The organism is Halobacterium hubeiense, from assembly GCF_001488575.1.
In the GTDB taxonomy this organism is placed as follows: domain Archaea; phylum Halobacteriota; class Halobacteria; order Halobacteriales; family Halobacteriaceae; genus Halobacterium; species Halobacterium hubeiense.
Genome location: NZ_LN831302.1, coordinates 473,505 through 500,083 on the forward strand (window position 1 = coordinate 473,505; position 26,579 = coordinate 500,083).

Annotated in this window: 31 protein-coding genes; 20 read left to right on the forward strand and 11 right to left on the reverse strand. The window is 70.7% G+C overall.

Annotated elements, in window-relative coordinates; translation table 11 throughout:
- Positions 1-13: 13 nt before the first annotated feature.
- Positions 14-1,771 carry a methyl-accepting chemotaxis protein gene (locus HHUB_RS02330; protein WP_082687150.1) on the reverse strand — a complete coding sequence of 586 codons (1,758 nt, stop codon included), beginning with the start codon at positions 1,769-1,771 and terminating at the stop codon, positions 14-16.
- A 58-nt stretch (positions 1,772-1,829) separates the two neighbouring features.
- The gene (locus HHUB_RS02335; RefSeq protein ID WP_059055862.1) at positions 1,830-2,117 is read right to left on the reverse strand and encodes a DUF5789 family protein; all 288 of its coding nucleotides are present in this window, start codon (positions 2,115-2,117) and stop codon (positions 1,830-1,832) included.
- Between the two features lie 177 nt (positions 2,118-2,294).
- Between HHUB_RS02335 and HHUB_RS02340 the strand changes: the two genes are divergently transcribed.
- Positions 2,295-3,200, forward strand: coding sequence for a DUF7139 domain-containing protein (locus tag HHUB_RS02340; protein ID WP_059055864.1), 906 nt, complete (start codon positions 2,295-2,297; stop codon positions 3,198-3,200).
- On the opposite strand, the gene HHUB_RS02345 is transcribed toward HHUB_RS02340, so the two are convergent.
- From HHUB_RS02345 to HHUB_RS02360, 4 genes are all read right to left on the reverse strand, one after another.
- Complete coding sequence (locus tag HHUB_RS02345; RefSeq protein ID WP_169793382.1) at positions 3,201-3,641, reverse strand: DUF5615 family PIN-like protein; 441 nt, start codon at positions 3,639-3,641, stop codon at positions 3,201-3,203.
- The gene (gene polX / locus HHUB_RS02350) at positions 3,638-5,392 is read right to left on the reverse strand and encodes a DNA polymerase/3'-5' exonuclease PolX (RefSeq protein WP_059055866.1); all 1,755 of its coding nucleotides are present in this window, start codon (positions 5,390-5,392) and stop codon (positions 3,638-3,640) included. The genes HHUB_RS02345 and polX overlap by 4 nt, the downstream gene beginning before the upstream one ends.
- Positions 5,389-5,823 carry a DUF5788 family protein gene (locus HHUB_RS02355; RefSeq protein WP_059055868.1) on the reverse strand — a complete coding sequence of 145 codons (435 nt, stop codon included), beginning with the start codon at positions 5,821-5,823 and terminating at the stop codon, positions 5,389-5,391. The genes polX and HHUB_RS02355 overlap by 4 nt, the downstream gene beginning before the upstream one ends.
- A gap of 444 nt (positions 5,824-6,267) precedes the next feature.
- The gene (locus tag HHUB_RS02360; protein ID WP_059055870.1) at positions 6,268-6,870 is read right to left on the reverse strand and encodes a DUF420 domain-containing protein; all 603 of its coding nucleotides are present in this window, start codon (positions 6,868-6,870) and stop codon (positions 6,268-6,270) included.
- Between the two features lie 130 nt (positions 6,871-7,000).
- Here HHUB_RS02360 and HHUB_RS02365 point away from each other — a divergent pair, with 130 nt between their 5' ends.
- From HHUB_RS02365 to HHUB_RS02375, 3 genes are read left to right on the forward strand one after another with little or no spacing between them, the layout of a single operon-like run.
- A complete protein-coding gene (locus HHUB_RS02365; protein ID WP_059055872.1) occupies positions 7,001-7,417 on the forward strand; it encodes a cobalamin B12-binding domain-containing protein in 417 nt (138 codons plus the stop codon).
- A gap of 1 nt (position 7,418) precedes the next feature.
- Positions 7,419-8,399 (forward strand): methylmalonyl Co-A mutase-associated GTPase MeaB, encoded by a 981-nt coding sequence (meaB, locus tag HHUB_RS02370; protein WP_059055874.1) that lies wholly within the window; start codon positions 7,419-7,421, stop codon positions 8,397-8,399.
- Between the two features lie 42 nt (positions 8,400-8,441).
- The gene (locus HHUB_RS02375; RefSeq protein ID WP_059055877.1) at positions 8,442-9,377 is read left to right on the forward strand and encodes an alpha/beta fold hydrolase; all 936 of its coding nucleotides are present in this window, start codon (positions 8,442-8,444) and stop codon (positions 9,375-9,377) included.
- Here the strand turns inward: HHUB_RS02375 and HHUB_RS02380 are convergent.
- The 3 genes from HHUB_RS02380 to HHUB_RS02390 are packed head-to-tail and all read right to left on the reverse strand — an operon-like array spanning position 9,354 to position 11,234.
- Positions 9,354-9,749, reverse strand: a complete 396-nt coding sequence (locus HHUB_RS02380; protein WP_059055878.1) for a Zn-ribbon domain-containing OB-fold protein — start codon at positions 9,747-9,749, stop codon at positions 9,354-9,356. The genes HHUB_RS02375 and HHUB_RS02380 overlap by 24 nt on opposite strands.
- On the reverse strand, positions 9,746-10,912 hold the full coding sequence (locus HHUB_RS02385) for a thiolase domain-containing protein (protein WP_059055880.1): 1,167 nt from the start codon (positions 10,910-10,912) through the stop codon (positions 9,746-9,748). Before HHUB_RS02385 ends, HHUB_RS02380 begins: the two co-directional genes overlap by 4 nt.
- A 46-nt stretch (positions 10,913-10,958) precedes the next feature.
- A complete protein-coding gene (locus HHUB_RS02390) occupies positions 10,959-11,234 on the reverse strand; it encodes a DUF7111 family protein (RefSeq protein WP_059055882.1) in 276 nt (91 codons plus the stop codon).
- A gap of 107 nt (positions 11,235-11,341) precedes the next feature.
- On the opposite strand from HHUB_RS02390, the gene HHUB_RS02395 reads away from it, so the two are divergent.
- From HHUB_RS02395 to HHUB_RS02415, 5 genes are all read left to right on the forward strand, one after another.
- The gene (locus tag HHUB_RS02395) at positions 11,342-11,947 is read left to right on the forward strand and encodes a hypothetical protein (protein ID WP_082687151.1); all 606 of its coding nucleotides are present in this window, start codon (positions 11,342-11,344) and stop codon (positions 11,945-11,947) included.
- Between the two features lie 79 nt (positions 11,948-12,026).
- Positions 12,027-12,761: an AzlC family ABC transporter permease gene (locus HHUB_RS02400; RefSeq protein WP_059055885.1), complete on the forward strand. Its 735-nt coding sequence runs from the start codon at positions 12,027-12,029 to the stop codon at positions 12,759-12,761.
- Positions 12,754-13,059 carry an AzlD family protein gene (locus tag HHUB_RS02405; protein WP_059055888.1) on the forward strand — a complete coding sequence of 102 codons (306 nt, stop codon included), beginning with the start codon at positions 12,754-12,756 and terminating at the stop codon, positions 13,057-13,059. Before HHUB_RS02400 ends, HHUB_RS02405 begins: the two co-directional genes overlap by 8 nt.
- Before the next feature lie 109 nt (positions 13,060-13,168).
- The gene (locus HHUB_RS02410; RefSeq protein ID WP_059055890.1) at positions 13,169-14,392 is read left to right on the forward strand and encodes a DUF418 domain-containing protein; all 1,224 of its coding nucleotides are present in this window, start codon (positions 13,169-13,171) and stop codon (positions 14,390-14,392) included.
- Between the two features lie 82 nt (positions 14,393-14,474).
- The gene (locus tag HHUB_RS02415; protein ID WP_059055892.1) at positions 14,475-14,999 is read left to right on the forward strand and encodes a hypothetical protein; all 525 of its coding nucleotides are present in this window, start codon (positions 14,475-14,477) and stop codon (positions 14,997-14,999) included.
- Positions 15,000-15,044: 45 nt separating this feature from the next.
- Here HHUB_RS02415 and HHUB_RS02420 read toward each other — a convergent pair whose 3' ends face one another.
- On the reverse strand, positions 15,045-16,187 hold the full coding sequence (locus tag HHUB_RS02420) for an acyl-CoA dehydrogenase (RefSeq protein WP_059055894.1): 1,143 nt from the start codon (positions 16,185-16,187) through the stop codon (positions 15,045-15,047).
- Positions 16,188-16,422: 235 nt separating this feature from the next.
- Here HHUB_RS02420 and HHUB_RS02425 point away from each other — a divergent pair, with 235 nt between their 5' ends.
- The 6 genes from HHUB_RS02425 to HHUB_RS02445 are packed head-to-tail and all read left to right on the forward strand — an operon-like array spanning position 16,423 to position 19,978.
- The gene (locus tag HHUB_RS02425; RefSeq protein WP_059055895.1) at positions 16,423-17,469 is read left to right on the forward strand and encodes a phytoene/squalene synthase family protein; all 1,047 of its coding nucleotides are present in this window, start codon (positions 16,423-16,425) and stop codon (positions 17,467-17,469) included.
- Between the two features lie 40 nt (positions 17,470-17,509).
- Entirely contained in the window at positions 17,510-18,205 is a 696-nt protein-coding gene (locus tag HHUB_RS02430; protein ID WP_059055899.1) for an acyl-CoA synthetase family protein, read from the forward strand.
- 53 nt (positions 18,206-18,258) lie between these two features.
- Positions 18,259-18,432, forward strand: coding sequence for a hypothetical protein (locus tag HHUB_RS16505; RefSeq protein WP_157533975.1), 174 nt, complete (start codon positions 18,259-18,261; stop codon positions 18,430-18,432).
- Entirely contained in the window at positions 18,432-18,998 is a 567-nt protein-coding gene (locus HHUB_RS02435; protein ID WP_059055901.1) for a GNAT family N-acetyltransferase, read from the forward strand. Before HHUB_RS16505 ends, HHUB_RS02435 begins: the two co-directional genes overlap by 1 nt.
- Entirely contained in the window at positions 18,995-19,564 is a 570-nt protein-coding gene (locus HHUB_RS02440) for a GNAT family N-acetyltransferase (protein WP_238323991.1), read from the forward strand. Before HHUB_RS02435 ends, HHUB_RS02440 begins: the two co-directional genes overlap by 4 nt.
- Before the next feature lie 33 nt (positions 19,565-19,597).
- Entirely contained in the window at positions 19,598-19,978 is a 381-nt protein-coding gene (locus tag HHUB_RS02445) for an NUDIX hydrolase (RefSeq protein ID WP_238323992.1), read from the forward strand.
- On the opposite strand, the gene HHUB_RS02450 is transcribed toward HHUB_RS02445, so the two are convergent.
- On the reverse strand, positions 19,979-21,943 hold the full coding sequence (locus tag HHUB_RS02450) for an AMP-binding protein (protein WP_059055907.1): 1,965 nt from the start codon (positions 21,941-21,943) through the stop codon (positions 19,979-19,981).
- Positions 21,944-22,071: 128 nt separating this feature from the next.
- On the opposite strand from HHUB_RS02450, the gene HHUB_RS02455 reads away from it, so the two are divergent.
- The 5 genes from HHUB_RS02455 to HHUB_RS02475 are packed head-to-tail and all read left to right on the forward strand — an operon-like array spanning position 22,072 to position 26,538.
- Positions 22,072-23,265: a LolA family protein gene (locus HHUB_RS02455; protein WP_059055908.1), complete on the forward strand. Its 1,194-nt coding sequence runs from the start codon at positions 22,072-22,074 to the stop codon at positions 23,263-23,265.
- A 32-nt stretch (positions 23,266-23,297) separates the two neighbouring features.
- Positions 23,298-23,951 carry a preprotein translocase subunit SecD family protein gene (locus tag HHUB_RS02460; RefSeq protein ID WP_059055910.1) on the forward strand — a complete coding sequence of 218 codons (654 nt, stop codon included), beginning with the start codon at positions 23,298-23,300 and terminating at the stop codon, positions 23,949-23,951.
- 48 nt (positions 23,952-23,999) lie between these two features.
- Positions 24,000-24,584 (forward strand): GNAT family N-acetyltransferase, encoded by a 585-nt coding sequence (locus tag HHUB_RS02465; RefSeq protein WP_059055912.1) that lies wholly within the window; start codon positions 24,000-24,002, stop codon positions 24,582-24,584.
- 45 nt (positions 24,585-24,629) lie between these two features.
- Complete coding sequence (locus HHUB_RS02470; RefSeq protein ID WP_059055913.1) at positions 24,630-24,815, forward strand: hypothetical protein; 186 nt, start codon at positions 24,630-24,632, stop codon at positions 24,813-24,815.
- Positions 24,816-24,852: 37 nt separating this feature from the next.
- Entirely contained in the window at positions 24,853-26,538 is a 1,686-nt protein-coding gene (locus tag HHUB_RS02475; RefSeq protein ID WP_059055916.1) for an acyl-CoA mutase large subunit family protein, read from the forward strand.
- Positions 26,539-26,579: the final 41 nt, after the last annotated feature.

The window sequence follows — 26,579 nt, forward strand, 5'->3', positions numbered from 1 at the left end:
CGCGTCGAGCGGACTACTCGTCCGCCCAGTCGAAGGCCGTGTTCTGGCCGCCGTCCGTCGCCGTCGCGCCCGCTCGGCCGCGGTCCTCGGCGCCGACGCCCGCTTCGTCAGCGCGGTCGCCGCCCGCGCTCTCCGGGACGTCGAACTCGTCCAGCAGCGCGGCGAGTTCCTCCGTGCGGCCCGCGAGGTCGTCCATGCGCTCGGCGACCTCGTCAGTCGCCTCGGTCTGCTCGCTGGCGCTGGCCGCGACCGTGTCCGCCTCGGCGGCGGTCTCCTCGCTGACGCTCGCGATTTCGTCGACCATCCCGACGGCGTCGGTCACCGACTGGGCGCCCTCGTCGGTCGCCTCCGAAATCTCCTGGACGGAGTGGTTGACGTTCGCGACCTCGTCCACGATGGCGTCGAAGTCCCGGAGCACGCCCTCCGCCCGGTCTATCTTGCGCTCGACCTCCGCGTCCACCTCCGCGATGGCGGTGGAGGCGTCCTCGGCGCGCTGCGTGACGGTCTCGACGAGCTCGGAGATGTCCGCGGCCTGCTCGCGGGTCTCCTCGGCGAGCCCCTTCACCTCGTCGGCGACCACCGCGAACCCGTCGCCGTCCTCGCCGGTGCGCGCGGCCTCGATGGACGCGTTCAGCGCGAGCATGTTCGTCTCCTCGGCGATGTCGTCGATGAGCTCAGTGATGCCGTCGATGCGATCGACCTCCGCCGCGAGCTCCTCGACGGTGTCCGCGACGGCCTGACTCTGCTCGCGGAGCCCCCGAAGCGCCTCGATGGTGTCCTCGACCTCCGCCCGGCCGTCCTCCCCGCGGTCGGCGGCCGCCTGCGCGGTCGCGGCGACGTCGTCGGCGCTCGCCGCGATTTCCTCGACGGTCGCGGACACCGTGTCCATCTCCGCCGCGATGTCGTTCAGCCGATTGGTCTGCTGGTTCGCGCCCGCCGCAATCTCGTCGACACTCGCGCTCACCTCCGCGCTGTGCTCGGCGACCTCCTCGACCCGCGACTCCGTCTCTGCGGACACTTCGAGGACGTCCTCGGAGAACGACTGGATGTCCGCGATGGTGTCCCCCAGCGTCCGCAACAGGTCGTTGAAGTCCTCGACGACCGCGCGGTGCTCGGCCGCCACGTCGAGGTCGTCTGGGTCGAGGAGCGCCGTGAGGTCGCCGTTGCGCGCCGCGTCGGTCGCCGCCGACAGCGCGTCCACGAGCCGTTCGAGCTGCTCGGACTGGCGCTCCAGTTCGGCCTGCTTGGCTTCCAGCTGTTCGGTGTGTGACTGGAGGCTGTCGGCCATCGTCGCCATGCTCTCCCCGAACCGGCCGGGGACGTCGGCGTCCAGCGCCGTGTCCTCGAAGTCCTGTCGGGCGAGCGCGTCGGCCTGCCGGGACGCCGTCGCGAGGTTCGCCTGCATCCGCTGGAACGACGCCACCAGCCCCGCAATCTCGTCGTCGCGGTCGGTCGCGGGGATGTCCGCGCGCTGGAACTCGCCGGCGGCGATGTCGTCGGCCGCCGCTTCCAGTTCGACCAGCGGCTCGACGAAGTCACGCTCGGCGACGAGGTACGTGTTGAAGAATGCGACCACCGACAGCGCCAGCGTCGCGCCGACGCCGACGATTTGCAGGGCGCCCGCGGTGAACAGCGCGAACGCCGCCATCGCGACCGCGCCGAGGAACTGGAGGCCGACCGCGGCCAGCATCTTCCGCTCGACCGACCCGTCAGCGCCGGCCAGCGCTATCGACCGCCAGAGAAGCGATTCGTACGACGAACGGAGGCTCATGCACGCCGGTTCGCGCGACCACGTAAAAGGGACCGGCGGCGTTTCCCAGAACCCTGTACTACTCGGTCGGCACGGGGCCGGTGCCGACGACCTCGCGGACCGCGTCCTCGAACTCGCGGCGCGTCTCGAAGTACGTGATGTCGACGTCCTCGAGCAGGGATTCGAGCGTCTGCGGGCCGTCGGGCGTCCGGACGACCGAATCGCCCTCCTTGCGGACGACCTCGCTCTTCTGCTGGGCCCACGTCAGTCGGGACGCCACGCGCGCCAGCGGTGCGCCCTCCACGGGTTCACCCTCACCGAGTTCGACGGCGGGTTCTTCCTCCTCTTCGTCGGTCTCGTCAGCCATACCCGGCGATTCGCCGGGGCGCGGATTCAACCTTTCGGAGCGTGGCCGAGCGCAGCGAGGCCACGTTGTGGCGAACGGCGACCGAAGGGAGCCGCGAGCAGCGCGCTCGACCGCCGCTCGCGCGCGCCGTCGAACGTCTGACGTACTGTTTTTACCCTGCGCGTCTAACGGGGACGCATGACCAGCCTGGGGGAGACCTACGACCGGCGCGCGGGCGAGGCCAGCCAGCGGCGCGTCTACCTCGGCACCGGCCTATTCGCCGCGGGCGCGCTGCTCGTCGTCGGCGGGATTCTCGCTGGCGGGACGGGGCTCCTCATCAACAACGGCTTCGGGCAGTACGAGAGCCGCGAAATCGCGGTGCTGCTCGCGGGACTGGGCGTTCCGTCCGTGCTCGTCGGCATCTTCACGGTGCTCCCGGCGAACCGGCTCCAGCGCGCGGCCGCCGCGGTCGGCGCGGGCCTCACGGTCCTCGGCGTGATGCTGTTCCGCGCGACCTACCCGGTCATCTACGTTCCGGGGTCGGGCGGCGTCCCGTCGACGGCGACGCTGGCGTTCATCCTCGTCTACGCCGCCGGCATCATCACGACGATGTGGTGTCTGTTCACCGCGGTCGCGACGTTCAAGACGCGCAACGACCCCGGCGGCACGGTGACGCTCACCGTTACGAAGGACGGCGAGACCCACACCGTCGAGGTGCCCGCCGACGACGTCGAGAGCGCTCGCGAGAAGCTCGCGTCGGGGAGCTTCGGCGGCGTCGGCGTCTTCGGCGGCGTCGAGGACCCAGACGAGCGCACTCGCGCGAACGCCTCCGAGCCGAAGCCGTCGTCCCCGGCCACGCAGACGGGGCAGACGGCAGGCGCGTCCCCATCCGTCTCGGACGGCGGCGCGACCACCGACGACATCTCCTCGCCGCTGGACGACGCCGCGCCGTCCGCGGGCGGCCCGACACCGGACAAGTACTGCGGGAACTGCGCGCACTTCGAGTACGTCGGCGACGACGGCATGCAGCCGTACTGCGGGCTCTACGAGGAGGAGATGGACGACATGGAAGCCTGCGAGTGGTGGGAGCGAAACGACCAGTAGTTACAGTGCTGCGAGCCGCTTCTCGATGTCCGTCCAGTGGCTCCCCTCCCAGAAGTACTGCCCGCAGTCCTCACACTGCCAGACGGGCGAAGCGTCGCCGGGCACGTACTCCGGAAGTACCTTCGCTTCTCGTTCGACTTCTCGGAGTTCGCCGTTGCACGCGCCACAGCGCTCGCCCGGCGTCGGCGTCAGGTCCACGCCCGCGGCGGCGAGTTCGCGCAGTTGGTGGTCGACGTCCTTGGATTCGACGAGGATGCTCTCGGGCGCTCGCTCGGCCAGCTCGCGGTCGCGCGTGACGACGACGCGGTCCTCGCGGGCGGCGAGGTCGAGAATCGCGTCGTCGGCCTCGATACCTCTGTCGAGGCAGTACGCGGCGTCGTGGCCACACATTCGCAGAATGCGCGCGAGGCTCCCGAGCATCGCGTCCAGCAGGAACGTCACGAGTCGAGGAACTCGCGGACGCCCTCGGGGTCGCGGGCGTTCAGCACGTCGCCGGCTTCCGCCCAGCCGCGGCGCGCGGTGTGGACGCCGTACTCGACGTTCGCGTACTCGCTGGTGGAGTGGGCGTCCGTGTTCACCGCGATAGTCGCGCCCGCCTCGACGGCCGTCTGGACGACGCTCCCCCAGAGGTCGAGGCGGTGGGGGTTGCTGTTGATTTCGAGCGCGGTGCCGGCGTCGGCCGCGGCTTCCGCGAGCGCCTCGGGGTCGAACTCCATCGCGGGGCGATCGTTGATGAGCCGGCCCGAGGGGTGGCCGAGAATATCGACGTGCGGGTGTTCGACGGCGGAAATCAGGCGCTCGGTCTGGTCGCCGCCGTCCTCGCCGAGGCCGCTGTGCGGGCTCGCGACCACGACGTCGAGGTCCGCGAGCACGTCGTCGCTGACCTCGACGACGTTCCCGTCGGCGTCTACGTTCGCTTCGACGCCGTGGAAGACGATGATGTCTGTCTCCTCGCGTGCGGCCGCGACTTCGTCGGCCTGCTCGCGGAGGTCGGCGTCCGAGAGCCCGCTGTCCCCGAACACGCCCGGTCCCTCGGCGTGGTCTGTAATGGCGACGTAGTCGTGGCCGAACTCTGCGGCCCCCTCGACCATCTCGCGGACCGTAAGGTCGCCGTCCGACCACTCCGTGTGCGCGTGCAGGTCGCCGCGCACGTCGTCCTCCTCAATTAGCTCGGGGAGGTCGCCGCTGGCCGCGGCCTCGACCTCGCCGCGGTCCTCGCGCAGCTCCGGCGGAATCAACGGCAGGCCGAGCGCGTCGTAGACGGCTTCCTCGGTCTCGCTGGCGAGGCGCTCGCCCACGCGCTGCCCAGAATCGGCGTCTTCGACGTCTCGGACGTCGAAGACGCCGTACTCGTTGACCTTCTTGCCCTGGTCGATGGCGTGGTTGCGCACCCTGACGTTGTGGTCCTTGCTGCCCGTGAAGTACTGCAGCGCCGCGCCGAACTCCTCGTCGACCACCACGCGGAGGTCGATACGGACCCGGTTCGACCGCACGCTCGTCTTCGTCGGCCCCAAGTCCAGCGTCTCGTCCACGCGGTCCCACTCGGTCAGCGCCTCGCCGACCGTCTCTCCGGCGTCGCTGGCGACGAGCACGTCCACGTCGCCGATGGTCTCGCGCCACCGCCGCGTCGACCCCGCGACCGCCACGCGCTCGACGGCGTCGAGGTCCGCGAGGAACGAGCGCACGTCCTCCGCGATGGGACGGCCGTTCCCGAGCAGTTCCCGCTCCTGGGCCTGCCGCGCGAACCCGATGTGGTCGAGGATGTTCTGCTCGGTCTTCGGCCCGAACCCCTCGACCTCCTGAATCTCGCCCGCTCGCGCCGCTTCTTCGAGGTCGTCCAGCGTCTGTACGCCGAGCGCGTCGTAGAGCTTCTTGACGGTCTTCGGCCCGACCCCCTCCACCGAGGTCAACTGTTCGATGTCCACCGGGAGCTTCTCGCGTTCCGCCTCCAGCTCCTCGATTTCGCCGGTCTCGACGTACTCCACGACCTTCGACGCGATGGCGTCGCCGACGCCCTCGATGCGCTGGACTTCATCCGCGCCCTCCGCCGCGAGTTCCTCGACGGCCGCCGAGTGGTCCCGGATGTTCGACGCCGCGCGGCGGTACGTGTTCGGCTTGTAACTGACGTCCTGGGCCTCCAGCAGGTCGGCGTACGCTTCGAGCACGCTCGCGACCTCGTTGTTCCGGCTCATCGCTTGATGCCCTCGTTGTCATCGTGGCCCAGCGCCTCCTTCAGGAACGAGAACCACCGCTTGCGGTCCGCGCGCTCGCTGGCCTCGATTTCCGCTTCGATGTTCGTCGTCCCCAGCGACTCCAGCGCGTTCAACGCCCGCTCGATGCCGATGATGGCCTCCACGAGTTCCTCCCCCTCCTCGCGGCTGATGTCCGCCTCCTCCAGTCGCTCCCGGCGCTGCAGGCGCTCCCGGCGAAGCGACTTCTTCGCGTCCTCGACGTCCTCGCGGCGCTCGGCCGGCACCGCGTCGAGCTTCTTCACCTCGAAGACGAACTCCCGCAACTCGAACTCCTCGCCCTGTACGTCGAGCGTGTCGGGAATCGACGCCCCCACCGTCGCCGCCTCCCGGTCGACGCGCTCGAGGAGCTGCTTCCGCTCGAACTCGCGCATACTCGTTGTACCGCCGGCTCCCGCAAAAGCCCCCCGGCTGTCTGGAATTGGATTTGGGACGCTTCGCTGTGCTTCTGCGACTGTAACGCGGAGCTAGAAAGCCCCGAGGCTGTAGACTCGGTGCGCTCTCACGGGTCACTACGTTCCCCGTTCGAGCAGTTCGAGGCCTCCCGTTGGTCGGCCTCGCGCTCGCTGCGCTCCTTGCTCACTACGTTCGCTGCGGTGCTTGCGTCGCGCGCCTTCGTCTACAGCCTCGCCCCTTTCAGTCCGCCCGTAGCCGGCTGCCCAATTGGCAACGGGCGGGACTGAAAGGGGCGGCGGGCTGAATCCGGCCCCGGCGAAGCAAGCACCGACTGGAGCACAGCGAGCCGCGGACGGTTCAGCGCGCCGGGGCTTTCGAGGAAGCGCAGACGACAGAGCGTTCGACAGCGCCGAGAAGCGAACCTAGCGCGGGACCCACGAGTAGACGTGGTTGAGCATCCAGTACGTGACGACGCCGAGGAACAGCGACAGCGACCACGCGGCGACCGCGATGCGGCCGTACTTGGCGTGACTGGTCTCCCGGAGTTCCGCAGGCGTGTGGGTGAGTCCGAGCGTGATGGCGTAGAGGACGACGGGGACGGCGACGACGGAGAGGAAGATGTGGATGGCGAGCATCAACAGGTACAGCGGCTCGACGACGCCGGCGTACTGAGCGAGGAACTGGCCTTCCTCGATGACGATGGACTTCTCGAAGCCGCCGCCGACCTTCCAGAGGTAGAGCACGAGGAACACGCAGATGAGCGCGAACGCGGTCAGCATCGCGGCGCGGTGTTTCCGGACGTCACCGCGCTTGATGAACGCCGCGCCCGCCAGCAGGCTGGTGAGGGCGAGCGTGTTCACGACGGCGATGGCGTCCGAGAACAGGAGGACGGTGTCGTCTGAGAGCGGCGGGAACAGCGGGACGACGCCGGAGAAGGCGGCGGCGACGAGCGCGTAGCCGACGACCGAGAGGACGACCGTGACGCGGCGCGGGTTCGCTCGCGCGTACTCGGAGACGGAGGTCATGGGCGGACGTTCGACCCCATCCGCAAACCCGCTTTCGCTTCTCGCGGGAACAACCGGAGTTTGGGTAGCGCAAGCAGGACTGTAATAGAAGTCCGTTAAAGTGAAACACGCATGTGGCAAAATCCCAGGCATGAGCCACGAATCCCAGCGGAACATCCGGTGTCTGGTGGCCAAAGTCGGACTCGACGGCCACGACCGGGGCGCCCACGTCATCACACGGGCGTTCCGGGACGCCGGCTTCGAGGTTATCTACTCCGGGCTCCACAAGGCCCCCGAGGAAATCGTGCAGGCGACGGTGCAGGAGGACGTCGACGTGCTCGGCATCTCCATTCTCTCCGGCGCGCACAACACGCTCGTCCCGAAAATCGTCGAGGGCCTGCAAGAGTACGACGCCTTCGAGGACACGCTCATCATCGTCGGCGGCATCGTCCCCGACGAGGACCGCGAGGGGCTGAAGGAGGCGGGCGTGGACGCCATCTTCGGGCCGGGGACGCCGATGGAGGAGACCATCGAGTTCATCCGGGAGAACGTGACGCGGCGTGACTGAGATGGCCGCCCAGGACGCCCCCGACCTCGTCGAGGAGTTGCTCGCCGGGAAGCACCGGGCGCTCGCGCGCACCATCACGCGTATCGAGAACCGGTCGCCGGGCTACCGCGACCTCGTGTCGGCGCTGTACCCCCACACGGGGAGCGCGGACGTCGTCGGCATCACGGGCAGCCCGGGCTCCGGGAAGTCGACGCTCGTGGACAAGATGGCGAAGGCGTACCGCGACCGCGGGCTCACCGTCGGCGTCATCGCCGTGGACCCCTCCAGCCCGTTCACGGGCGGCGCGGTGCTCGGGGACCGCATCCGGATGGCGTCCACCGCGACGGACATGGACGTGTTCTTCCGGTCGATGTCCGCCCGGGGCAGCCTCGGCGGCCTCTCCACCGCCACGGCTGACGCCGTCAAAGCCCTCGACGCGTTCGGGAAGGACAAGATAATCATCGAGACGGTGGGCGCCGGGCAGAACGAGGTGGACGTGGTGAAGACCGCGGACACGGTCGCCGTGCTGGTGCCGCCGTCGTCGGGCGACGACGTGCAGATGCTGAAGGCGGGCATCCTCGAAATCGGGGACGTCTTCGTCGTGAACAAGGCGGACCTCGCGGGCTCGGACAAGACCGTCACCGAACTCAAGAACATGCTCGACATGCGCGAGGACGAAGAGGGTGACTGGGACCCGGAGGTCGTCGAGACGGTCGCGAACAGCGGCGAGGGAGTCGCCGAGTTCCTCGACGTGCTGGACGCGCACGCCGACTGGCTGGACGCGTCGGGCCGCCGCGAGGCCAAGCGCCACCAGCGCCACGCCGAGGAACTCCGGAACCTCCTGCGGGAGGACGCCAGCGAACTCGTCGAGGAGGAGCTGGCGGCGCGCGGCGGCGTCGAGGAACTCGTCGAGCGCATCGACGCCGGCGAGACGACGCCCTACGAGGTCGCCGACGACGTAATCGAGCCGCTCGCGGAGTGCCTCGACGGGCAGCGCGAGTGAGCCGTCACAACGGCTAAGCGACTGGCGGCTGAACTATCCGGTATGCGACTTCGCAGACTCCTCGCTGGCGCGGTCGGCACCGTCGCGGCCGCGGACCTCCTCGACCGCGGCCTCCGCGCGAAGGCCGGCGAGCTGTCGCCGGCGCTCGCGGGCGCACAGGACACCTACCGGTGGCGCGGCTTCGACGTGGCCTACACCGAGGCCGGCGACCCCGACCGGCCGGACGTGGTCTGCCTGCACGGGGTCCACGCCGCCGCCTCCAGTCGCGAGTTCGCGGGCGTCTTCGACGCGCTCGCCGAGGACTACCACGTCATCGCGCCCGACCTGCCGGGGTTCGGGCGGACCGACCGCCCGCCGGTCGCGTACACGTCCTCGCTGTACGAGGAGTTTGTCGCGGACTTCGTCTCCGACGTGGCCGACGACCCGGTCGTCGTCGGGAGTTCGCTGTCGGGCGCGTGGGCGGCGATTGCCGCGAAGGAGGCGGATGTCTCGGGGCTGTTGCTCGTCTGCCCGACCGCGGACACCGGCCCGCGGCGGCCGTGGCTGCGCGCGCTCCTCCGCTCGCCCGTCCTCGGCGCAGCGGCGTTCGACGCGCTGACCGCGAAGCCCTCCCTCCAGTACTTCGACGAGCGCGACGCCTTCTACTACCCCGAGCGCGTCCCCGAGGGGCTCGTGGACTACCAGTGGCAGACCGCCCACCAGGAGGGCGCGCGGTTCGCGCCCGCGTCGTTCGTCGGCGGCTACCTCGACGCGGACGTCGACCTCGGCGCCGAACTCCGCGAGCGCGACTGCCCGGCGACGCTCGTCTGGGGCCGGGAGGCCACCATCTCGACGCTCGCCGCCGGCCGGGACGTCGCCGAGGACGCGGACACGCGGCTGGTCGTCGTCGACGAGACGCGCCTGCTCCCGCACGCAGAACAGCCCGCGGTGTTCCTCGACGCGGTCCGCGAGGACCTACCGCGGCTCGAAGACCACTAGCCGGTCGCCCCGCGTCTCCGTCTCGCCGACCGCCGGCTCGACTTCTCGCCCGATTTCGACGTCCTCGACGGCCGCCAGCACGTGCCCCGTGAGCCGCACGGGACCGAAGTCCACGACGGCCGTGACGTAGGGCGCGTCGTCGGCGAACGACGGCGCGGGGACGTGGACCTTCGTGTACGTCGCCACCTCACCGGCGTCGGGGAGCGGCGTCTCACGGAGGTCGGCGCTCCCGCACTCCGGGCAGACGCGCCGCGGCGGCAGGCTCCCGTGGCCGTTCGCGCACTCCACGTAGTAGCCCTCGCCGTCGGCGAGCGCGTCGAGGAACTCGTCGAAGCCCGCGTCGCCGACCGACTCCTCGCCGTCTCCCGTCATTCTGCCACCTCCAGAACGTGAACGACGGCACTCGCCACCGTTCCACCGGCGTTGTGCGCGACGCCGACCCGGGCGTCGGGGACGTGCTCGCTGTTGACGTGGTCGCCGCGCAGCAGCTTCGTGAGTTCGGCGACCTGACTTGTCCCCGTCGCACCGACCGGGTGTCCCTTCGCCTTCAGCCCCCCGGAGAGGTTCACGGGGAGGTCGCCGTCCCGCGTCGTTTTCCCGTCGCGGGCGGCCGTGACGCCCTCTCCCTGCTCGAAGAACCCCAGCGACTCCAGCGCGAGCACTTCCGCGATGGTGAAGCAGTCGTGGACCTCCGCGACGTCCACGTCGTCGGGCGTGACGCCGGCGTCCGCGTAGGCCTCCTCCGCGGCCTCGGTAGCAGCGGGTGACGTTGCGACGTTCTCGCGGTCCTGCAGGGCCATCCGGTCGCCGCCCTGTCCGGTTCCGGTAATCGCGACGCCCGCGTCGAGGTCGTTGGTTTCGGCGTAGTCCTCGCTGACGAGGACGACCGCGCTCGCGCCGTCGGTCACGGGGCAGGCGTCGTAGAGGTGCAGCGGGTCCGCGACCGCCGGCGAGTCCAGCGCCTCCGCGACCGTGATTTCGCGCTGGTACTGCGCGCGGTCGTTGCCCACCGCGTTCGCGTGGTTCTTCACCGCGACGTGCGCGAGGTCCTCGCGCGTGCCGCCGAACTGTTCGAAGTACGCCGTCGCCATCATCGCGTACGCACCGGGGAACGTGACGCCCGCGCGCACCTCGTAGAGTTCGTCCGCGGCGATGGCCAGCGCCTCCGTGGACTCCGCCGTCGAGAGGTTCGTCATACGCTCGGTGCCGCCCGCTACCAGCACGTCCGCCTCGCCGTTGCGCACGTCGCGGACGGCCTGCCGGAGCGCGACGCCGCTGGACGCACAGGCGCTCTCGTAGCGCGTCGCGGGCGCCTGCACGCCCAGCGCCTCCGCCGCGAGCGGGCCCTGGTGGCCCTGGTGCTCGCTCAGCTCGCCCATGAAGTTGCCGTAGTAGACGCCCTCGACGTCCTCGCGGGCGACGCCCGCGTCCTCGACGGCGGCGCGGCCCGCCTCCGCGAACAGGTCGCGGCTCGTGCGCTCGGGGAGACTACCGAACTCCGTCATGCCGGCGCCGGCCACGCGAACCTTCGTCATACCGCATCATTGTTCGACCGGGGTCAAAAGGCGTGCGGACCCCCGCTCACATCCCCATGTCGGCGGCGGCCTCCGGCACCGGGAGGGCGTTGGGGTCCGCGCCGAGCAGCTCCGCGGCGTGGTCTAAGGCCATGTCGAAGCCGTAGTAGCGCTCCAGCTCGTCGCCGTCCGCGGTCGGCCGCACCTTCAGCATCGCGTACCCCTCGACGTTCTGCGCGACGGCGGCGGTCCGCCCGTCGCGCTCGAACTCCAGCACGCGCTCGGTGTCGGTCTCGTAGTAGCGGGCGGTGACGCCGTCGGCCTCGGCGGTCTCCTCGGTCATCGTCGGCAGTTCGGCCGGCCGGCGGAAAAACACGACGGGTCCGCGTCCCGCGGCGGCGCCGAATCCACAACGGCTATCCGGCGCGCGCCGACTGCCCTCGACTAACTGTGGGGCTCGCAGCAGTGTACTCGACGGTGTTCGCGCCGGAACTGTTCGTCCTCGAAGCGACCGCGGTGCTCGTCGGCTACGAGTACCGCGTCCGCGGCTGGAGCGAGCGCGCGCTCGCGGGCCGGGTCGGCGCCGTGCTCGCGGGCTGGGCGCTCGCGTTCGCCGTGTACGCCGGCGGCCCGGAGCTGGTCGCGGCCCCCGTTCCGGGCGGCGACGACTTCTACGCGAGCGCCGGCCTCGTCGCCGGGTTCGCCGTCATCTGGGTGGCGTGGACGCGCCAGCGCCTCGACTCGGCCGGCCCGGCGTACTGCGCGCTGCTCGTCGCGACGTCGGTCGTCCACGCCGCCGTCGTCCCGCTGTGGGACGTGTCCAGCCACGTGCTGTACGCCACGGTCCCGGTCGCCTTCCTCGCGGCGGTCGACTGGCGGTTCGCGGCGCTGCTCGTCGTCCCCGGTGGGATGGTGTGGAGCCGCGTCGCGACCGGCGCTCACACCGCGCCCGAGGCCGTCGCGGGGCTCGCGCTCGGGGCCGGCCTCGTCGCCGCCGCGCTCGCGCTCCGCCGGACCCGGGACGCGGACCGCTCCGGCGCCGCCCGCTCCCGGTGACGTGTCCGGTCTCCGAACTGTTTTCACCGTCGGCGCCGCTCCCTCGAACTGATGGGAGTCGCCACGCGGAGGGGTAGCGTTGTCTGAAGCCGAACCGACGACCGAGCAGCGCGAGGAGGACGGCGTGCAGTCCGTGGAGTTCAGCGCCGCGGGACTCCGCGAGGGGTTCGTCGCCGGCTTCCCGGTGGCCGTCGGCGTCGCGGGCTACGGCGTCGTCTTCGGCGTGGTGGCGCGCCGCGCGGGGCTGAGCGTCGCGGAGGCCGCGGTGATGAGCGCCACCGTGGTCGCGGGCGCCGCGCAGTTGGTCGCCGTGGAACTGTGGGCGGACCCGATTCCGGTGGTCGCGGTCGTCTCCACGACGCTGCTCGTGAACCTCCGGTACGTGCTGATGGGCGCGGCGCTGCGGCCGTGGCTCGGCCAGCTCTCGGTGCCGCAGGCGTATACGAGCGTGTTCTTCTTCGCCGACGAGAACTGGGCGCAGTCCATCGGCGTCCTGCGCTCGGGCAGCCACAACGGCGCGTTCCTGCTCGGGAGCGGCCTCGTGCTGTGGCTGCTGTGGATAGCCTCCACCGTCGTCGGCGCGACCGTCGGCGACCTCGTCGGCGACCCCGCGACGTACGGGCTGGACTTCGTCGCGACCGCGCTGTTCCTCACGCTCGCCGCCGGCTTCTGGGAGGGCAAAGAGTCGCTGCGGCCGTGGGTCGTCGCGGCGGCCGCCGCGCTCGCCGTCCACGCCGTCGTCCCCGGCGAGTGGTACATCCTCGCGGGCGCGCTCGCCGGCGCCGCGACCGAGGTGGTGACCTACGATGGTTGACCTCGACCCGACCGTCGTCGCCGTCATCTTGGCGATGGCGGTCGTGACGTACGCGACGAAGGCGGGCGGCTTCTGGCTGCTCGGGCGCGTGGACCTCTCCGAGCGCGCGGAAGCTGGCATCGACGTGCTCCCGGGCGCGGTCGTCGTCGCGTTCGTCGCGCCCGCGCTCGCTGACGGCGACATCCCCGAGTGGGTCGCCGCGGCCGCGACCGTCGCCGTCGCGCGCAAGACCGGGAACCTGCTGGTGTCGCTGGCGGTCGGCGTCGCCGTCGTGCTCGCGGTCCGGAACGCGCTGTAGCGCGGGCCGCCCTGCGCCACACCTTTTGTGTCGGCTCGCTAATGAACGGGCGAGTGACTGACATCGACGCGACGACCGGAACCGCGGCCCGCGAGTCGGAGCGCGGCCGATGAGCGGCGAGGGCGGGCCGACCCCGCCGTCCGAGCGCGTGGTCGGCCTCGACGCCCTCCGCGGGTTCGCGCTGCTCGGGATTCTGGTCGTCAACGTCCGGCTGTTCTCGATGCCCGAGGTCGTCCTGCTCAATCCGACGGCGTACGGCGACTTCGCGGGCGCGAACTACTGGGCGTGGTTCGCGGGTCACGTCCTCGTCGAGCAGAAGTTCATCACGCTGTTCACGCTGCTGTTCGGCGGCGGCATCGCGCTGTTCGTCCGCAACCGTGAGCGCCGCGGCGAGCCCGCGCTCGCCCTCCACCTCCGGCGGTCGGGCTTGCTCGTCGCGTTCGGCTTGCTGCACGCCTACCTGCTGTGGTACGGCGACGTGCTCGTCGCGTACGGCGTCACCGCGCTCTGGGTCGTCGGCGCGCGCCACGAGCCCGCGCGGCGGCAGGCGGTACTCGGGCTCGGGTTGCTCTTCGTGCCGTCCGCGACGGAAGTCGCGTCCGCGCTGTTCGCGGACCTCTCGGCGTTCGCGCAGACGTGGCGGCCGGCCGAGGCGGCGCTCCGCGCCGAAATCGAGACGTACCGCAGCGGCTGGCTCGCGCAGCTGGCCCACCGCGTCCCGACCGCGTTCGAGCGACAGACCAGCGGCTACCTCGCGTCGACTGGCTGGCGCGTGAGCGGGTCGATGCTGCTCGGGATGGCGCTGTTCGAGTGGGGCGTCCTGACGAACGACCGCTCGGAGCGGTTCTACCGGCGGCTCGCGGCCGTCGGCGGCACCACCGGGCTCGCAATCGCGCTCGCCGGCGTCTGGTACGTCGAAGCGAGCGGCTGGACGCCGGCCGCTGGCCTGCTCTGGCGGCAGTTCAACTACTGGGGGAGCCTCCCGCTCGCCGGCGCGTACGTCGCGGTCGTCATGCTGTACGCGCGACGGCGGCCCGACGGCGTGCTGACGCGGACGCTGGCCGGCGTCGGCCGCACCGCGTTCAGCAACTACCTCCTCCAGAGCGTGCTCGCCACGACCGTCTTCTACGGGCACGGCCTCGGGCTGTTCGGGCGCGTGACGCGGTTCGAGGCGCTGGGCGTCGTCGCCGCCATCTGGGCCGTCCAAGTGGCGCTGACCGTGCTGTGGCTGCGGCGCTATCGCTACGGGCCGATGGAGTGGCTCTGGCGCACGCTCACGTACGGCGAGCGCCAGCCACTCAGCGCCGGGCGCGAGGACGACAGCTCGGCGTAGTTCGGATCGCCGCTCCGCGCCGCGAACCAGCGGCGTAGTTTCATCCAGAATACGTATTTGGGTAGCGGTACAACGGCCGTCCATGCAGTCCCCGGACCTGCAGACCCTCCAGACCGCGTACCGTCGGTACGGCCCCGGAACGGACCGCGACGACCTCGCCGCGGGCTACGCGGCGGCGACCGGAGCCGTCCTCGTGGCGGCACTGTACGCCGCGTCCGTCTGGGCAATCGACGCCGAGGTCGTCGACCTCGGCTGGACGCCGTACTTCGCGACCATCGAGTACCACTCGGCCGTCGACCTCGCGACGACGGGGTTGCTGTTCGCCGTGCCGGCGGCGTTCCTCGTCGGCGTCGCCGGGTGGCGAATCGCCCCAGCCCGGAGCGCGTTCCGCGGGGCGGTCGTGGGCGCGGTCGGCGCCGTGGCGGCGTACCTCGTGGCGTTCGTCCCGCTCGCGGCGGGCGCCGTCGCGGCCGGCGGGGTCGCGAACCCGTTCGAACTGGCGGCGGTCGCCGTCGCTGCCGCGCTCGTGCTCACGTGGTGGCTCGCGGTTCCCGTCGGCGGGCTCGTGGGCGTCGTGTACGCCGCTCGCCGCCCGACCCCGGCGTAAAATCGCGCTCGTCGCCGGCGCTGTGCGGCGGCGACGGAAGCCCGTCTACTTCAGGAGCCGCTGTGCGATAGTATTCCGGAGCACTTCGCTGGTGCCTTCGTAGATTTCGTTGAGCTTCGCGTCCCGGTAGTAGCGCTCGACGGCGAAGTCCTTCGTGTAGCCGTAGCCGCCGTGAATCTGGATGCCCTCGTTGGTGACCTCCCGAGAGATTTCGGAGGCGTAGAGCTTCGCCTGCGCGGCGTCCTTGATGAAGTCCTCGCCGCGCATCTTCTTGTCCGCGGCGCGGTGCATCAGCAGTTTCGCGGACTGAATCTTCGTGTCCATGTCCGCGAGCTTGTGCTGGATGGCCTGGAAGTCGCTGATGGGCTGGTCGAACTGCTCGCGGGCCTGCGCGTAGTCGAGGCTGTCGTCGAGTGCGGCCCGCGCGAGGCCGATGGAGCGCGCGGCGATGGTGATGCGGCCGCCGTTCAGCGTCTCCAGGGCCTGCCGGAAGCCGTCGCCCTCCTCGCCGACCAGCCGGTCGGCGGGCACGCGCAGGTCGTCGAAGCGCAGTTCCGCGGTCGGACAGCCCTTGTCGCCGAGCTTGTCCTCGGTGCCCTCGACGTAGAAGCCGTCGTCCTCGTCGGGGCGCACGACGAACGACGAGATGCCCTCGTGGCCGGCGTCGGGGTCGGTCTTCGCGAACAGCGTCACCGTGTCCGCGACGCTCCCGTTCGAAATCCAGAGCTTCTCGCCGTTGATGACGTACTCGTCGCCGTCCCGCTCGGCGGTGGTCTCCATCGCGGGGACGTCCGAGCCCGCGCCCGCCTCCGAGAGCGCGAACGCGCCGACGTCGTCGCCGCGGTTCATCGCCGCGAGGTACTCCTGCTTCTGGTCCTCGTCGCCGTACTGGTAGAGGACGTTCCCCGCGAGGCTCGTGTGCGCCGCGACGACCGTGCCGAGGCCGCCGCTCCCGCGCGCGATTTCTTCGAGGGCGAGCGCGTAGGAGTGGTAGTCTAGGCCCGCGCCGTCGTACTCCTCGGGGAACGGCATCCCCATCAGGCCGAGCTCGCTCATCTGATCGACGAGGTCCTGCGGGAACTCGTCGTCGTGGTCGATGTCCTCCGCCCGGGGAATCACTTCCTCGTCGACGAAGTCCGAGACCATCTCCTTGATTTGGCGCTGCTCGTCACTGAGGCTGAAGTCCATACGCGAAACTTGCCGGGTCGTTCCTTTAGCTTTCTCATAAGCGTGGCCGACCGCAGGGAGGCCACGTTACGGCGAGCGGGGAGCGAAGCGATGCGTGAGCGTCGTGTTCGACCGGAGCGAACCGGTCTCCTGTGCGGCGAGCGCCGCGAGTCGCGAGCAGCGCGGGGGACGTGTCGGTTCGTCGGGCTGACCCCCGTCCCTTTTTGCGCGTGGTCCCCGTAACGGGGGTATAGCGATGGTCGGAGGCCAACAGTCCCCACAGCCCGCGGCCGACGAGCGCGCGTGGTGCCACGACGCCGTGCAGGACGTCTCCCGCACGTTCGCGTTGACTATCGACGCGCTCGAAGAGCCGATGGCGACCCGCATCTGCGTCGGCTACCTGCTGTGCCGGGTTGCCGACACCGTCGAGGACGCCACGTCGATACCGCCCGCCGAGCAGGCCGAACTCCTGCGGACGTACGACAGCGTGCTCGACCCCGCCGACGAGACCGGGGTCGCGGCGTTCCGCGAGGACGTGGAGCCGCACCTGCCGGCCGAACTGGACGCCGACTGGACGGTCGTCGCGGAGGCGCCCCGCGTCCTGCGGGCGTTCGAGAGCCTCGACGCGGACGCGCAGGCCGCGATTCGGCCGACCGTCCGCGAGATGACCACGGGGATGGCGTCGTTCGTGGAGCGGTACGCCGACGACGGCGGCCTCCGCATCCAGTCCGTCGAGGAGCTAGAGGAGTACTGCTGGTACGTGGCCGGGACCGTGGGGGAGCTGGTCACGGAGCTGCTGGCGGCGGACGCCGCCCGCGAAGACGCGGCGACGATGCGCGAGCACGCGCGGTCGTTCGCCCTCCTCCTCCAGCTCGTGAACGTCGCGAAGGACGTCCGGCCGGACTACCACGAGGAGAACAACGTCTACCTGCCGGCGTCGTGGCTGGACGAGGCGGGCGTCGAGCCCGAGGCGGTGGCGGACCCGTCGAACGCGGCCGGCGTGGGCAACGTCGTCGAGCGCGTCGTCGACCGCGCTCGGGGGTACGCCGACGGCGCGCAGCGGTGGCTGGAGGCGATGCCGACGACTAGCGGGAACACGCTGGCGGCGTGGACGGTGCCGTACCTGCTGGCGGTCGGGACGATGCGCGAGCTCCGCGACCGACCCGGGGACGTCGTCGAGGACGGCGACGTGAAGGTCTCGCGGGCGGAAGTCCACGCGGTGCTGGCGCGGGTCACGGGCGACTTCGACCGCGCGGCGCTGGACCGCCTGCGCGAGCGCATCGCCACCCAGTCGCTGGCCTGAACCCGGAACGCGTTAGTCGCTGCCGCCGCCACTGCTTCTCATGGAGACTGTCGCCGACATCGTCGCGAGTCTCGACGACCCCGACCGGCCGGTCGTGCACGCCGACCGCGTCCACGACGCCCGCGAGTTCCGGTCGCAGACGTACAAGACCGGGAACGCGCTCCGGCACTGCGGCGTCCGCGAGGAGGCCGGCGTCGCGATTCTGGACGTGCCCGCGCCCGCCGCGCTCCAGACGTTCTTCGGGGCGGCGCTGCTGGGCGCGACCGTGGAGTTCGGGCCGGACCGCGTGGTGGAGGCGCGCGTGCTCGCGGGGCCGACCGTGGAACTCGGCGAGTACGACCTGCCGCCGGGCGGCCAGCGCGTCGGCTGGGGGGAGCCGCCCGCGGACCCGTCGTGGACGTACTTCGAGCGCGACGTCTGGAGCGAGAACCCGACGTTCCCGGAGCCGTCGGTCACGGCGGAGACCGAACTGCTCGCCGGCGTCACGCACGGCGCGGCCGTCGAGGCGGCCCGGCGCGTCGCCGAGGAGTACGACGCCAAGGACCGCGTCGCGGTGCGCGCGCCGCTCGCGGAGCCCGGGACGGTCGTCGCCGGCGTGCTCGCGCCGCTGCTGGCGGGCGCGTCGATAGTGCTGCCGCCCGCCGGCGGCGCGGGAACGGTCGCGGTCGCGACGGATGACGCGCCCGAGGACCGCGTGGTCGCGCCCGCCGACGCCGCGCCGTCGCCCGACGTGTGAGTGGGTACCACTCTCGCGGAACCGCTATTATCCGGGGGTGAAATGGGGGAGACGTGCCAGACGCAGTCATCTACTGGGGCGGCCGAGCCTCCACGGGCGCGGCCGAGTCGGAGCGCGCCGACGGCGCCCCCGAGGGCGACGAGCGCGACGGCGACACCCGACGCGACACACATCGAATCGCGGCAGCGAGCGGCAGCGAATCGAGCGGCGACGCGGTGAGCGAGTGATGCCCGGGCCGATACTCGAAGTCGGCGACGACCTCGTGTTGCGGACCGTCGAGCGGGAGGACGCGGCGTTCCTCCAGCGGCTGTTCACGGACCCGTACGCGCGCCTCGGCGTCCACGCGGGCGGCCACAAGAGCGAGGCCGAGGTCGAGGAGTTCGTCGAGGAGGAAGTCGAGGACGACGACAACGCCGCCTACCTCGCTTGCGTGGACGGCGAGGACGCGCCCTACGACCACCCGGACGACGACGAGACGACACCCGTGGCGTTCGTGTTCGCGAGCCACGTCGACCGCGACCGCCCGGGGCTCGTGCTGTGGGTGCCCGAGGAACACCGCGGCGAGGGCTACGGCGCCGCCGCAATCGACCTCGCGCTGAAGGGGCTGTTCCGCACGTACGACGCCCACACGGTCGGCGCGGAAGTGCTGGAAGGCGACGACTACACGCGCGAGGCGTTCGAGGGCGCCGGCTTCACCGACGAGGGCCGCGGCCGCGAGGTGTGGTTCGCAGAGGGCGCGTACCAGGACGCCGTCGAGTACGGCTTACTCCGCGAGGAGTGGGAGGGTCGATGATGCCGGGGCCGGTCGTCACCGAGGGCGAGCGCGTCACGTTCCGCACCGTCGAGCGCGACGACGCGGCGTTCATCCAGCGCTCCTGCACGGACCCCCGCATCCGGTACTCGCTGGGGTCGATTCACCACCGCTCGCGCGCCCAGCAGGAGGAAGGCATCGAGAGCTGGATCGAGAGCGAGGGTACCGCGACGTTCGTCGCGTGCGACGACGCCGCGGACGCGCCCCGCGGCCACCCCGACGACGACGAGACGACGCCCATCGGGAGCTTCAACGCCCGGCACGTGGACGGCGACCGCGTGTGGCTGTCCTACTGGCTGCTCCCCGAGTACCACGGCGAGGGCTACGGCCGCGACATGGCCGAGACGGGCATCGACTACGTCTTCGAGAACTACGACGTCCACGGCATCACCGCGGGCGCCTACGAGTTCAACGACGCCTCCCGCGGGCTGTTGGAGGCGATGGGGTTCACGCAGGTCGCGCGCCGCCGCGAGTCCCGGTACATCGACGGCGACTACTACGACGAGGTGCGCTACGACCTGCTGCGCCGCGAGTGGGCCGAACAGTAACCCTTTTTTGCGCGTGCTCGGTCGGTGTGGGCCGTGACCGCGACGACCGCGCGCTGCCTGATTCGGGACCTCGACGAGCTGCTCGTCGAGGAGGTCACCGACCCCGACGAGGGCCGCGTCTACCGGCCGCTCGGCCGCGACGTCCGCGCAGACGAGTCCCCAGAGGAGGCCGTCCGCGAGGCGTTCCGCGAGACGCTCGGCGTGGACCTCTCGTGGGTGACTGTGCTCGGTGACTACGACGGCGTGCGCGTCTTCGAGGCGAGCGTCGACGACAGGTGGCTGTACGACGAGACCGGCGTCACCGTCTACGACCCCGACACGGAGGAGACGACGCGGCTGGCGTGGCTCCACGTCGAGGACTTCGAGAAGTACGGCGAAGTGCTGCGCCCCGAGGGCCTGCTCGACGACCTCTGACTACCGCGCGTTCTCGATGGCCTCGACGGCGTCGGGGTTCTCGATGCTGGAGAGGTCGCCGACGTCCTCGCCGGTGTACGCGCCCTCGATGGCGCGGCGGATGATTTTCCCGGACTGGGTCTTCGGGAACTCCTCGACGAACAACACCTCCCGCGGGCGGAACGGCTTCCCGAGTTCGGCCCCGACCTGCTCGCGGAGGGCCGCACGGAGGTCGTCGCTCGGTTCGACGCCGTCCTCCAGAATGACGTACGCGACGACGGCCTCCCCGGTGGTGTCGTCGGGGACGCCGACTGCGGCGGCCTGATTCACGGCGTCGTGGTCGATGAGCGCGCCCTCCACCTCGGCGGGGCCGACCTTCCGGCCTGCGACGTTGATGGCGTCGTCCGCGCGGCCGTGCAGGAACCAGAAGCCGTCCTCGTCGACCTGCGCCCAGTCGCCGTGGTTCCAGACGTCCTCGAAGCGCGACCAGTACTCCTCCAGATAACGCTCGTCGCCGCTCCAGAGGCTCTTGGTCATCGCGGGGTTCGAGGAGCGCGCGACGAGGTAGCCGCGCTCGTGGGCGTCCCTGATGGAGTTGCCGTCCTCGTCCACCACGTCGATGTCCATCCCGAGGCCGGGGCCGCCGAGCGTGCAGGGCTTCAGCGACTGGATTGGCATCGGCATCAGGAAGCAGCCGAACACCTCGGTGCCGCCGGAGATGTTGATGATGGGCGTGTCCCCGCCGCCGACCTTCTCGTAGAACCACGCCCAGCTCTCGGGGTCCCACGGCTCGCCCGTCGAACCCAGCAGGCGCAGGCTGGAGAGGTCGTGGTCCTCCAGCCACTCGTCGCCGTACTTGCGGAGCGCGCGAATCGCGGTCGGCGAGATGCCGAACTGGGTGACGCCGTGGCGGTCTATCACCTCCCAGAAGCGGTCGGGCTCGGGGTGGTCTGGCGCGCCCTCGTACATGACGATGGTGCCGCCGAACGCGTGGTTGCCGACGAGCGTCCACGGCCCCATCATCCAGCCGATGTCGCTCACCCAGAAGAAGCGGTCACCGGGCTGCTGGTCGAAGCCGAAGTGAATCTCCTTGGCGGGCTGGACGAGCGTGCCGGCGTGCGTGTGGACGATGCCCTTCGGCTTCCCCGTCGTCCCCGACGAGTACAGGAGCATGCAGGGGTCGCTGGCGTCCATCGCGCGCGTCTCGAAGTCGTCGTCCTGCGTGGCGACCGCGTCGCTCCACCACTCGTCGCGGCTCTCGTCCCACGGAATATCGGCTCCTAATCGGTCGTAGACGATGGTGTGCTCGACGTGGCCTGCCTGCTCGATTGCCTCGTCGGCAGTCTCCTTGAGTGTAATCGGGTCGCCGCGGCGGTAGAAGCCGTCCCCGGTGAACAGCACCGAGCACTCCGCGTCTTCGATGCGGGTGGCGGTGGCGTCCACGCCGAACCCCGAGAAGATGGGGACGGCGATGGCACCGACCTTGAAGACGCCGTAGAGGATGCTCTGCACCTCGGGCACCATCGGCATGTAGAGGCCGACCGTGTCGCCCTCGCCGACGCCGCGCTCGACGAGCGCGTTCGCGACCTGGTTGGCCTGCCGGTGGAGGTCGTGGTAGGTCTGCTGGCGGACCTCGCCGTCCTCGCCCTCCCAGATGCAGGCGACGTGGTTGCGCGTGCCCGAGTCCACGCGGGCGTGGCGGTCCACGGTGTTGTGCGCGACGTTGAGCTTCGCGCCCGGATACCACTCCGTGAACTGCGGGCCCTCGCTCTCGTCTCGCACTTCGTCGAACCCCTCGTAGAACTCCAGCCCGAGATAGCCGGGGAGTTCGCCCCAGAACCAGTCGAGGTCGGAGGTGGTTCGGTCGACGAGCTCGTCGTAGTCCGCGATGTCGTACGCCTGCATGAACTGCCAGACGTTCGTGGACTCGACGAACTCCTCGGCGGGTCGGTGGACGATTTCGTCCACTTCGTCGAGGGTGTCCATGTGTGGCAACTCTTGCCTTCCCGTGAAAGGTGTTTCGCAGTTTCCGGGGCTGACGCCGGGAACGCGACCTGTGGCCGCGTACGCATCACAAACGTTATTAAAATATCCACCGTTCGTTCGGCTAATAAATGAGCGCTGACGGCCGCACGACCGACCGCGGGAGCGTCGCCACGATAGTGGTAGTTGCGTCCGTCGCGGCCGTCGTCGTCGCCGGCGCGCTGTGGCTGGTCGCCGCGCCCGAGGCCGCCAGCCAGCCCGTCGGCGCGGACGCCGGCGAGCAGTACGCCGGCATCGACGGCGTCACCGCCACGGAGACGACGGTCGTCGAGCGCGGGAGCCGGACGAGCCGGACCGTCGCCGAGGTGGCGTTCCGGCCCGGGACCGACGAGCGCCGCAGAACGGTCGTCGACGGCAGCGAGCGCTACGAGGTGACGGTGTCGAACGGCTCCGTGCTGTGGCTGTACGACGACGCCGGCGACCGCGCAAAGCGCGTGCCGCTGTCCGCGACGCCCGAGGACGGCGTCGGACGCGGCGACCACATCGAGCGGCTGTTCGCCGCGCTGAACGTCACGCAGCGCTCGGCGTCGGCGAGCGCGTCCGGCCCCGAGGTCGCGCCGCTGCCCGTCGTCCCGAGCGCCGCGAGCGGGCCGAACGCGTCCGCGGACGCGGCGCTCGGCGTCGAGTACGACGGCACGACGAGCGTCGGCGACCGCACGGCGTACGTCCTCCGGCTCGCGCCGCAGTCCGACGCCGCCGCCTACGAGCAGACGCTGCTGGTGGACACCCAGCGCTTCTTCGTGCTCGAACAGCACACCGAGTGGGTCGACGACGGGACGCGCGTCTCCGTTCGCACGACGTACACGAACGTCACCTTCGACCCCGGCCTCGGCGAGGACGCGTTCACGTTCGACCCGCCTGCGGACGCGACCGTCGAGCGCGTGGACACCCCGGAGACGACGACCTACCAGAGCGCGGCGGCGCTCCGCGACGCGACGAACGTCTCCGTGCCGTCGCCCGACGTTCCGGCGTCGTTCCGACCGACGTACGCCTCCGAGACGACCGGCGAGGTCCACGGCGTCGGCCTCCGGTACGTCAACGAGACCTCGCGCATCACGGTCGCGAAGTACAACCGCACGTTCCCCGTGGACGGCCACCGCACGGTCGAAGTCGGGGACCGTGAGGCCGCGGTGACGTACGGCCCGACGGCGTCGGTGTCGTGGAACTGCGGCGAGTACCGGTACACGGTGCGCGGACAGGGGGTTCCCGCGTCGGTGCTCGTGGAGGTCGCGCGCTCGGTCGGCTGCGACGCGTCGGCGGCGTGATATTTTAGTCCCGTGGCCGCGAACGGCCGCGCGTGACCCGAGCCCTCCTCACAGCCCTGTTGGTCGCCAGTATCGTCGCCGCCGGCGGTGGTGCGGCCGCCGCGCCCGACGCCAGCGTGGTCGCCCGCTACCCCGCGGAGAACGGGTCGATGACCGAGACGCCGGTCGTGACTCCCGACGACGTCGCCACCGCAGAACAGACGCGGACCGCGAACGGCGGCGTGGGCGTCGAGGTCACGCTCACCGACGCGGGCGCGCAGTCGTTCGCCGACACCCTCGTCGACGCCGGGTTCACGTCCGAGAACGGGACCGGGAACTGTCCCGCCGACGGCGCCGAGCGCAACGACGGGGGCTACTGCCTGCTCACCGTCGTCGACGGCGACGTCGTCTACGCGGCGGGACTGGCGCCGACGCTGGCGGAGAACGTCGAGAGCGGCGGGTTCGAGGACGACCCGCGGCTGTTGCTCACCACCGCCACCGAAGCGAACGCCACGCGGCTGGCGCGAGCGTTCGGCGCGTCACCGGAGAACGCGACCACGGCGCGCACGCAGACGGCGACGACCGACGACTCGACGGCGACGAGCGCGGCCACGACGAACACGACCGGAACCAACAGCCCCGGGTTCGGCGTCGGGGCGGCCGTGGTCGCGGTCGCGCTCGCCGCCGGCGCGCTGTTCCGCCGGTGACCGGCGGCCCCGCAAACCCTTTTCCGGGGGGCGTCCGAGGGTAGGAGTATGTACGCCCGCGACGCGAAGAAACACGAGGAGGTGTGGCTGCTCGACCGCCTCGACGAGTTCGGGTTCGAGGACCCGGCGTTCCGCTCGCGGGACTACGTGCTCGCCATCGACGGGGAGACCAACGAGCGCGCCGGGTTCGCGCGGCTTCGCGTCCACACGACCGACGACGGGTCGGTCTGCGAGTTCACGAACATCGGCGTCCGCGAGGAGTGGCGCGGCCGCGGCGTCGGCGCGCACCTCCTCGAACACCTCGTGGAGGACGCCCGCGACCAGGGCTTCGAGGCGGCGTACGCGCTCACCGACGAGCCGGCGTACCTCGCGCAGTTCGGGTTCGAGTGCGTGCCCGCCGAGGACCTCCCGGAGCCGCTCCCGGACCGCCTCGACGCCACCCGCGAGTACCAGCCCGACGCGGTGCCGGTGCGGCTGGCGTTCGCGGACTTCGAGATTCCCCAGCGGCTCCGCGAGCGGTTCGCCGAGAGCGAAGCGGACAGCGACGACGAGACCGAGCCGCCGGAGTCCGCGGAGGACTTCGGCATCGACCCCGACTCGGCGACGTACAAGTACGACACGGGCGGAACGTAACAGCAGACCGACAGCTACTTCTCCGGCGGCCGCGACCCGACGGCCATGAGCGAGTCCTCCGCGCTCGACGGCGTGCGAACCGCGCTGTCCGGCATCGCGTTCGCCCTGCTCGGTCTCCAGGTGACCCTCGTCGGCCTCTTCGACGGCGGGAGCTTCCTCGTGGTCGTCACCGGGCTGGCGCTGTCGCTGGGCGGCGCGCTCCGAACGATGGGGTCGTCCGGTCCCCGATAACGCACGAACTAAGGCGCCGTCCGCCGTCGCTCCAATCATGTTCGACGACGAGGACCTCGCGGAGATTCGCGAGTCCCGCGAGGAGTGGGAGGCGGAGTCGCTGTCTCCCACGCTCGACCGGTTCGGAGAGCGCAAAGACGAGTTCCGCACGGACACCGGCGGGCAGTCCGTCGACGCCCTCTACACGCCGGCGGACGTCGCGGACCTCGACTACGAGGAAGACCTCGGGTTCCCGGGCGAAGACCCGTACACGCGGGGCGTCTACCCGACGATGTACCGGGGGCGGCTGTGGACGATGCGCCAGTACGCCGGCTTCGGCACGCCCGAGGAGACCAACGAGCGCTTCCACTACCTCCTCGACGAGGGGCAGACCGGCCTCTCGATGGCGTTCGACCTCCCGACGCAGATGGGCTACGACTCCGACGCCACGATGGCCCAGGGCGAGGTCGGGAAGTCCGGGGTCGCCATCGACACGCTCCGGGACTTCGAGAAGGTCTTCGACGGCATCCCGCTGGACGAGGTGTCCACGTCGATGACCATCAACGCGCCCGCCAGCGTCCTGCTGGCGATGTACATCGCGGTCGGCGACCAGCAGGGCGTCGACCGCGAGGAGCTGCGGGGGACCATCCAGAACGACATCCTCAAGGAGTACATCGCGCGCAACACCTACATCTTCCCGCCGGAGCCGTCGATGCGCATCATCACGGACATCTTCGAGTTCTGTGCTCGGGAGACGCCGAAGTTCAACACCATCTCCATCTCGGGGTACCACATCCGGGAGGCGGGCGCGACCGCCGCCCAGGAAATCGCGTTCACGCTCGGGGACGGCATCGAGTACGTGGAGACCGCGCTGGACGCCGGCCTCGACGTGGACGAGTTCGCGCCACAGCTCTCGTTCTTCTTCAACGCCCACAACAACATCTTCGAGGAGGTCGCGAAGTTCCGCGCCGCCCGCCGGATGTGGGCGAAGATTATGGAGGAGCGCTTCGACGCGCAGAACCCCAAGAGCAAGCAGCTGAAGTTCCACACGCAGACCGCGGGCTCGACGCTGACCGCCCAGCAGATCGACAACAACATCGTGCGCGTCGGCTACCAGGCGCTGGCGGCAGTGCTGGGCGGCACGCAGAGCCTCCACACGAACGGGAAGGACGAGGCGCTGTCGATTCCGACCGAGGAGTCCGTGCGGACTGCGCTGCGGACCCAGCAGATTCTCGCCCACGAGTCCGGCGCCGCGGACACCATCGACCCGCTGGCGGGGAGCTACTACGTCGAGAGCCTCACCGACGAGGTGGAGGCGGAGGCCCGCGAGATTCTCGACGACGTGGAGTCCCGCGGCGGGATGCGGCAGGCCGTCGAGGACCAGTGGGTGCAACGCCAGATTCAGGACGTGGCGTTCGAGCGCCAGCAGGAAATCGAGGAGGGGGAGCGCGTCATCGTCGGCGTCAACGAGTTCGAGGTCGAGGAGGACGAGCCCGAGGTGGACATCGAAGAGGTCACCGAGGAGGACGAGCGCCGGAAAGTCGAGCAGGTCGAGTCCGTGAAAGCCGAGCGCGACGAGGAAGCCGTCGAGGCCGCGCTCGCCGCGCTGAAAGAGGCCGCGGAGGGCGAGGAGAACGTGATGCCGTACATCGTGGACGCGGTGAAGGCGTACGCCAGCGTCGGCGAAATCTGTAACGCGCTCCGGGACGTGTTCGGCGAGCACCAGCCCGGCGCCGCGCTGTAGACCCGGCCGGCGTCGCCGCGACACCCCGTATTATGTGGCTC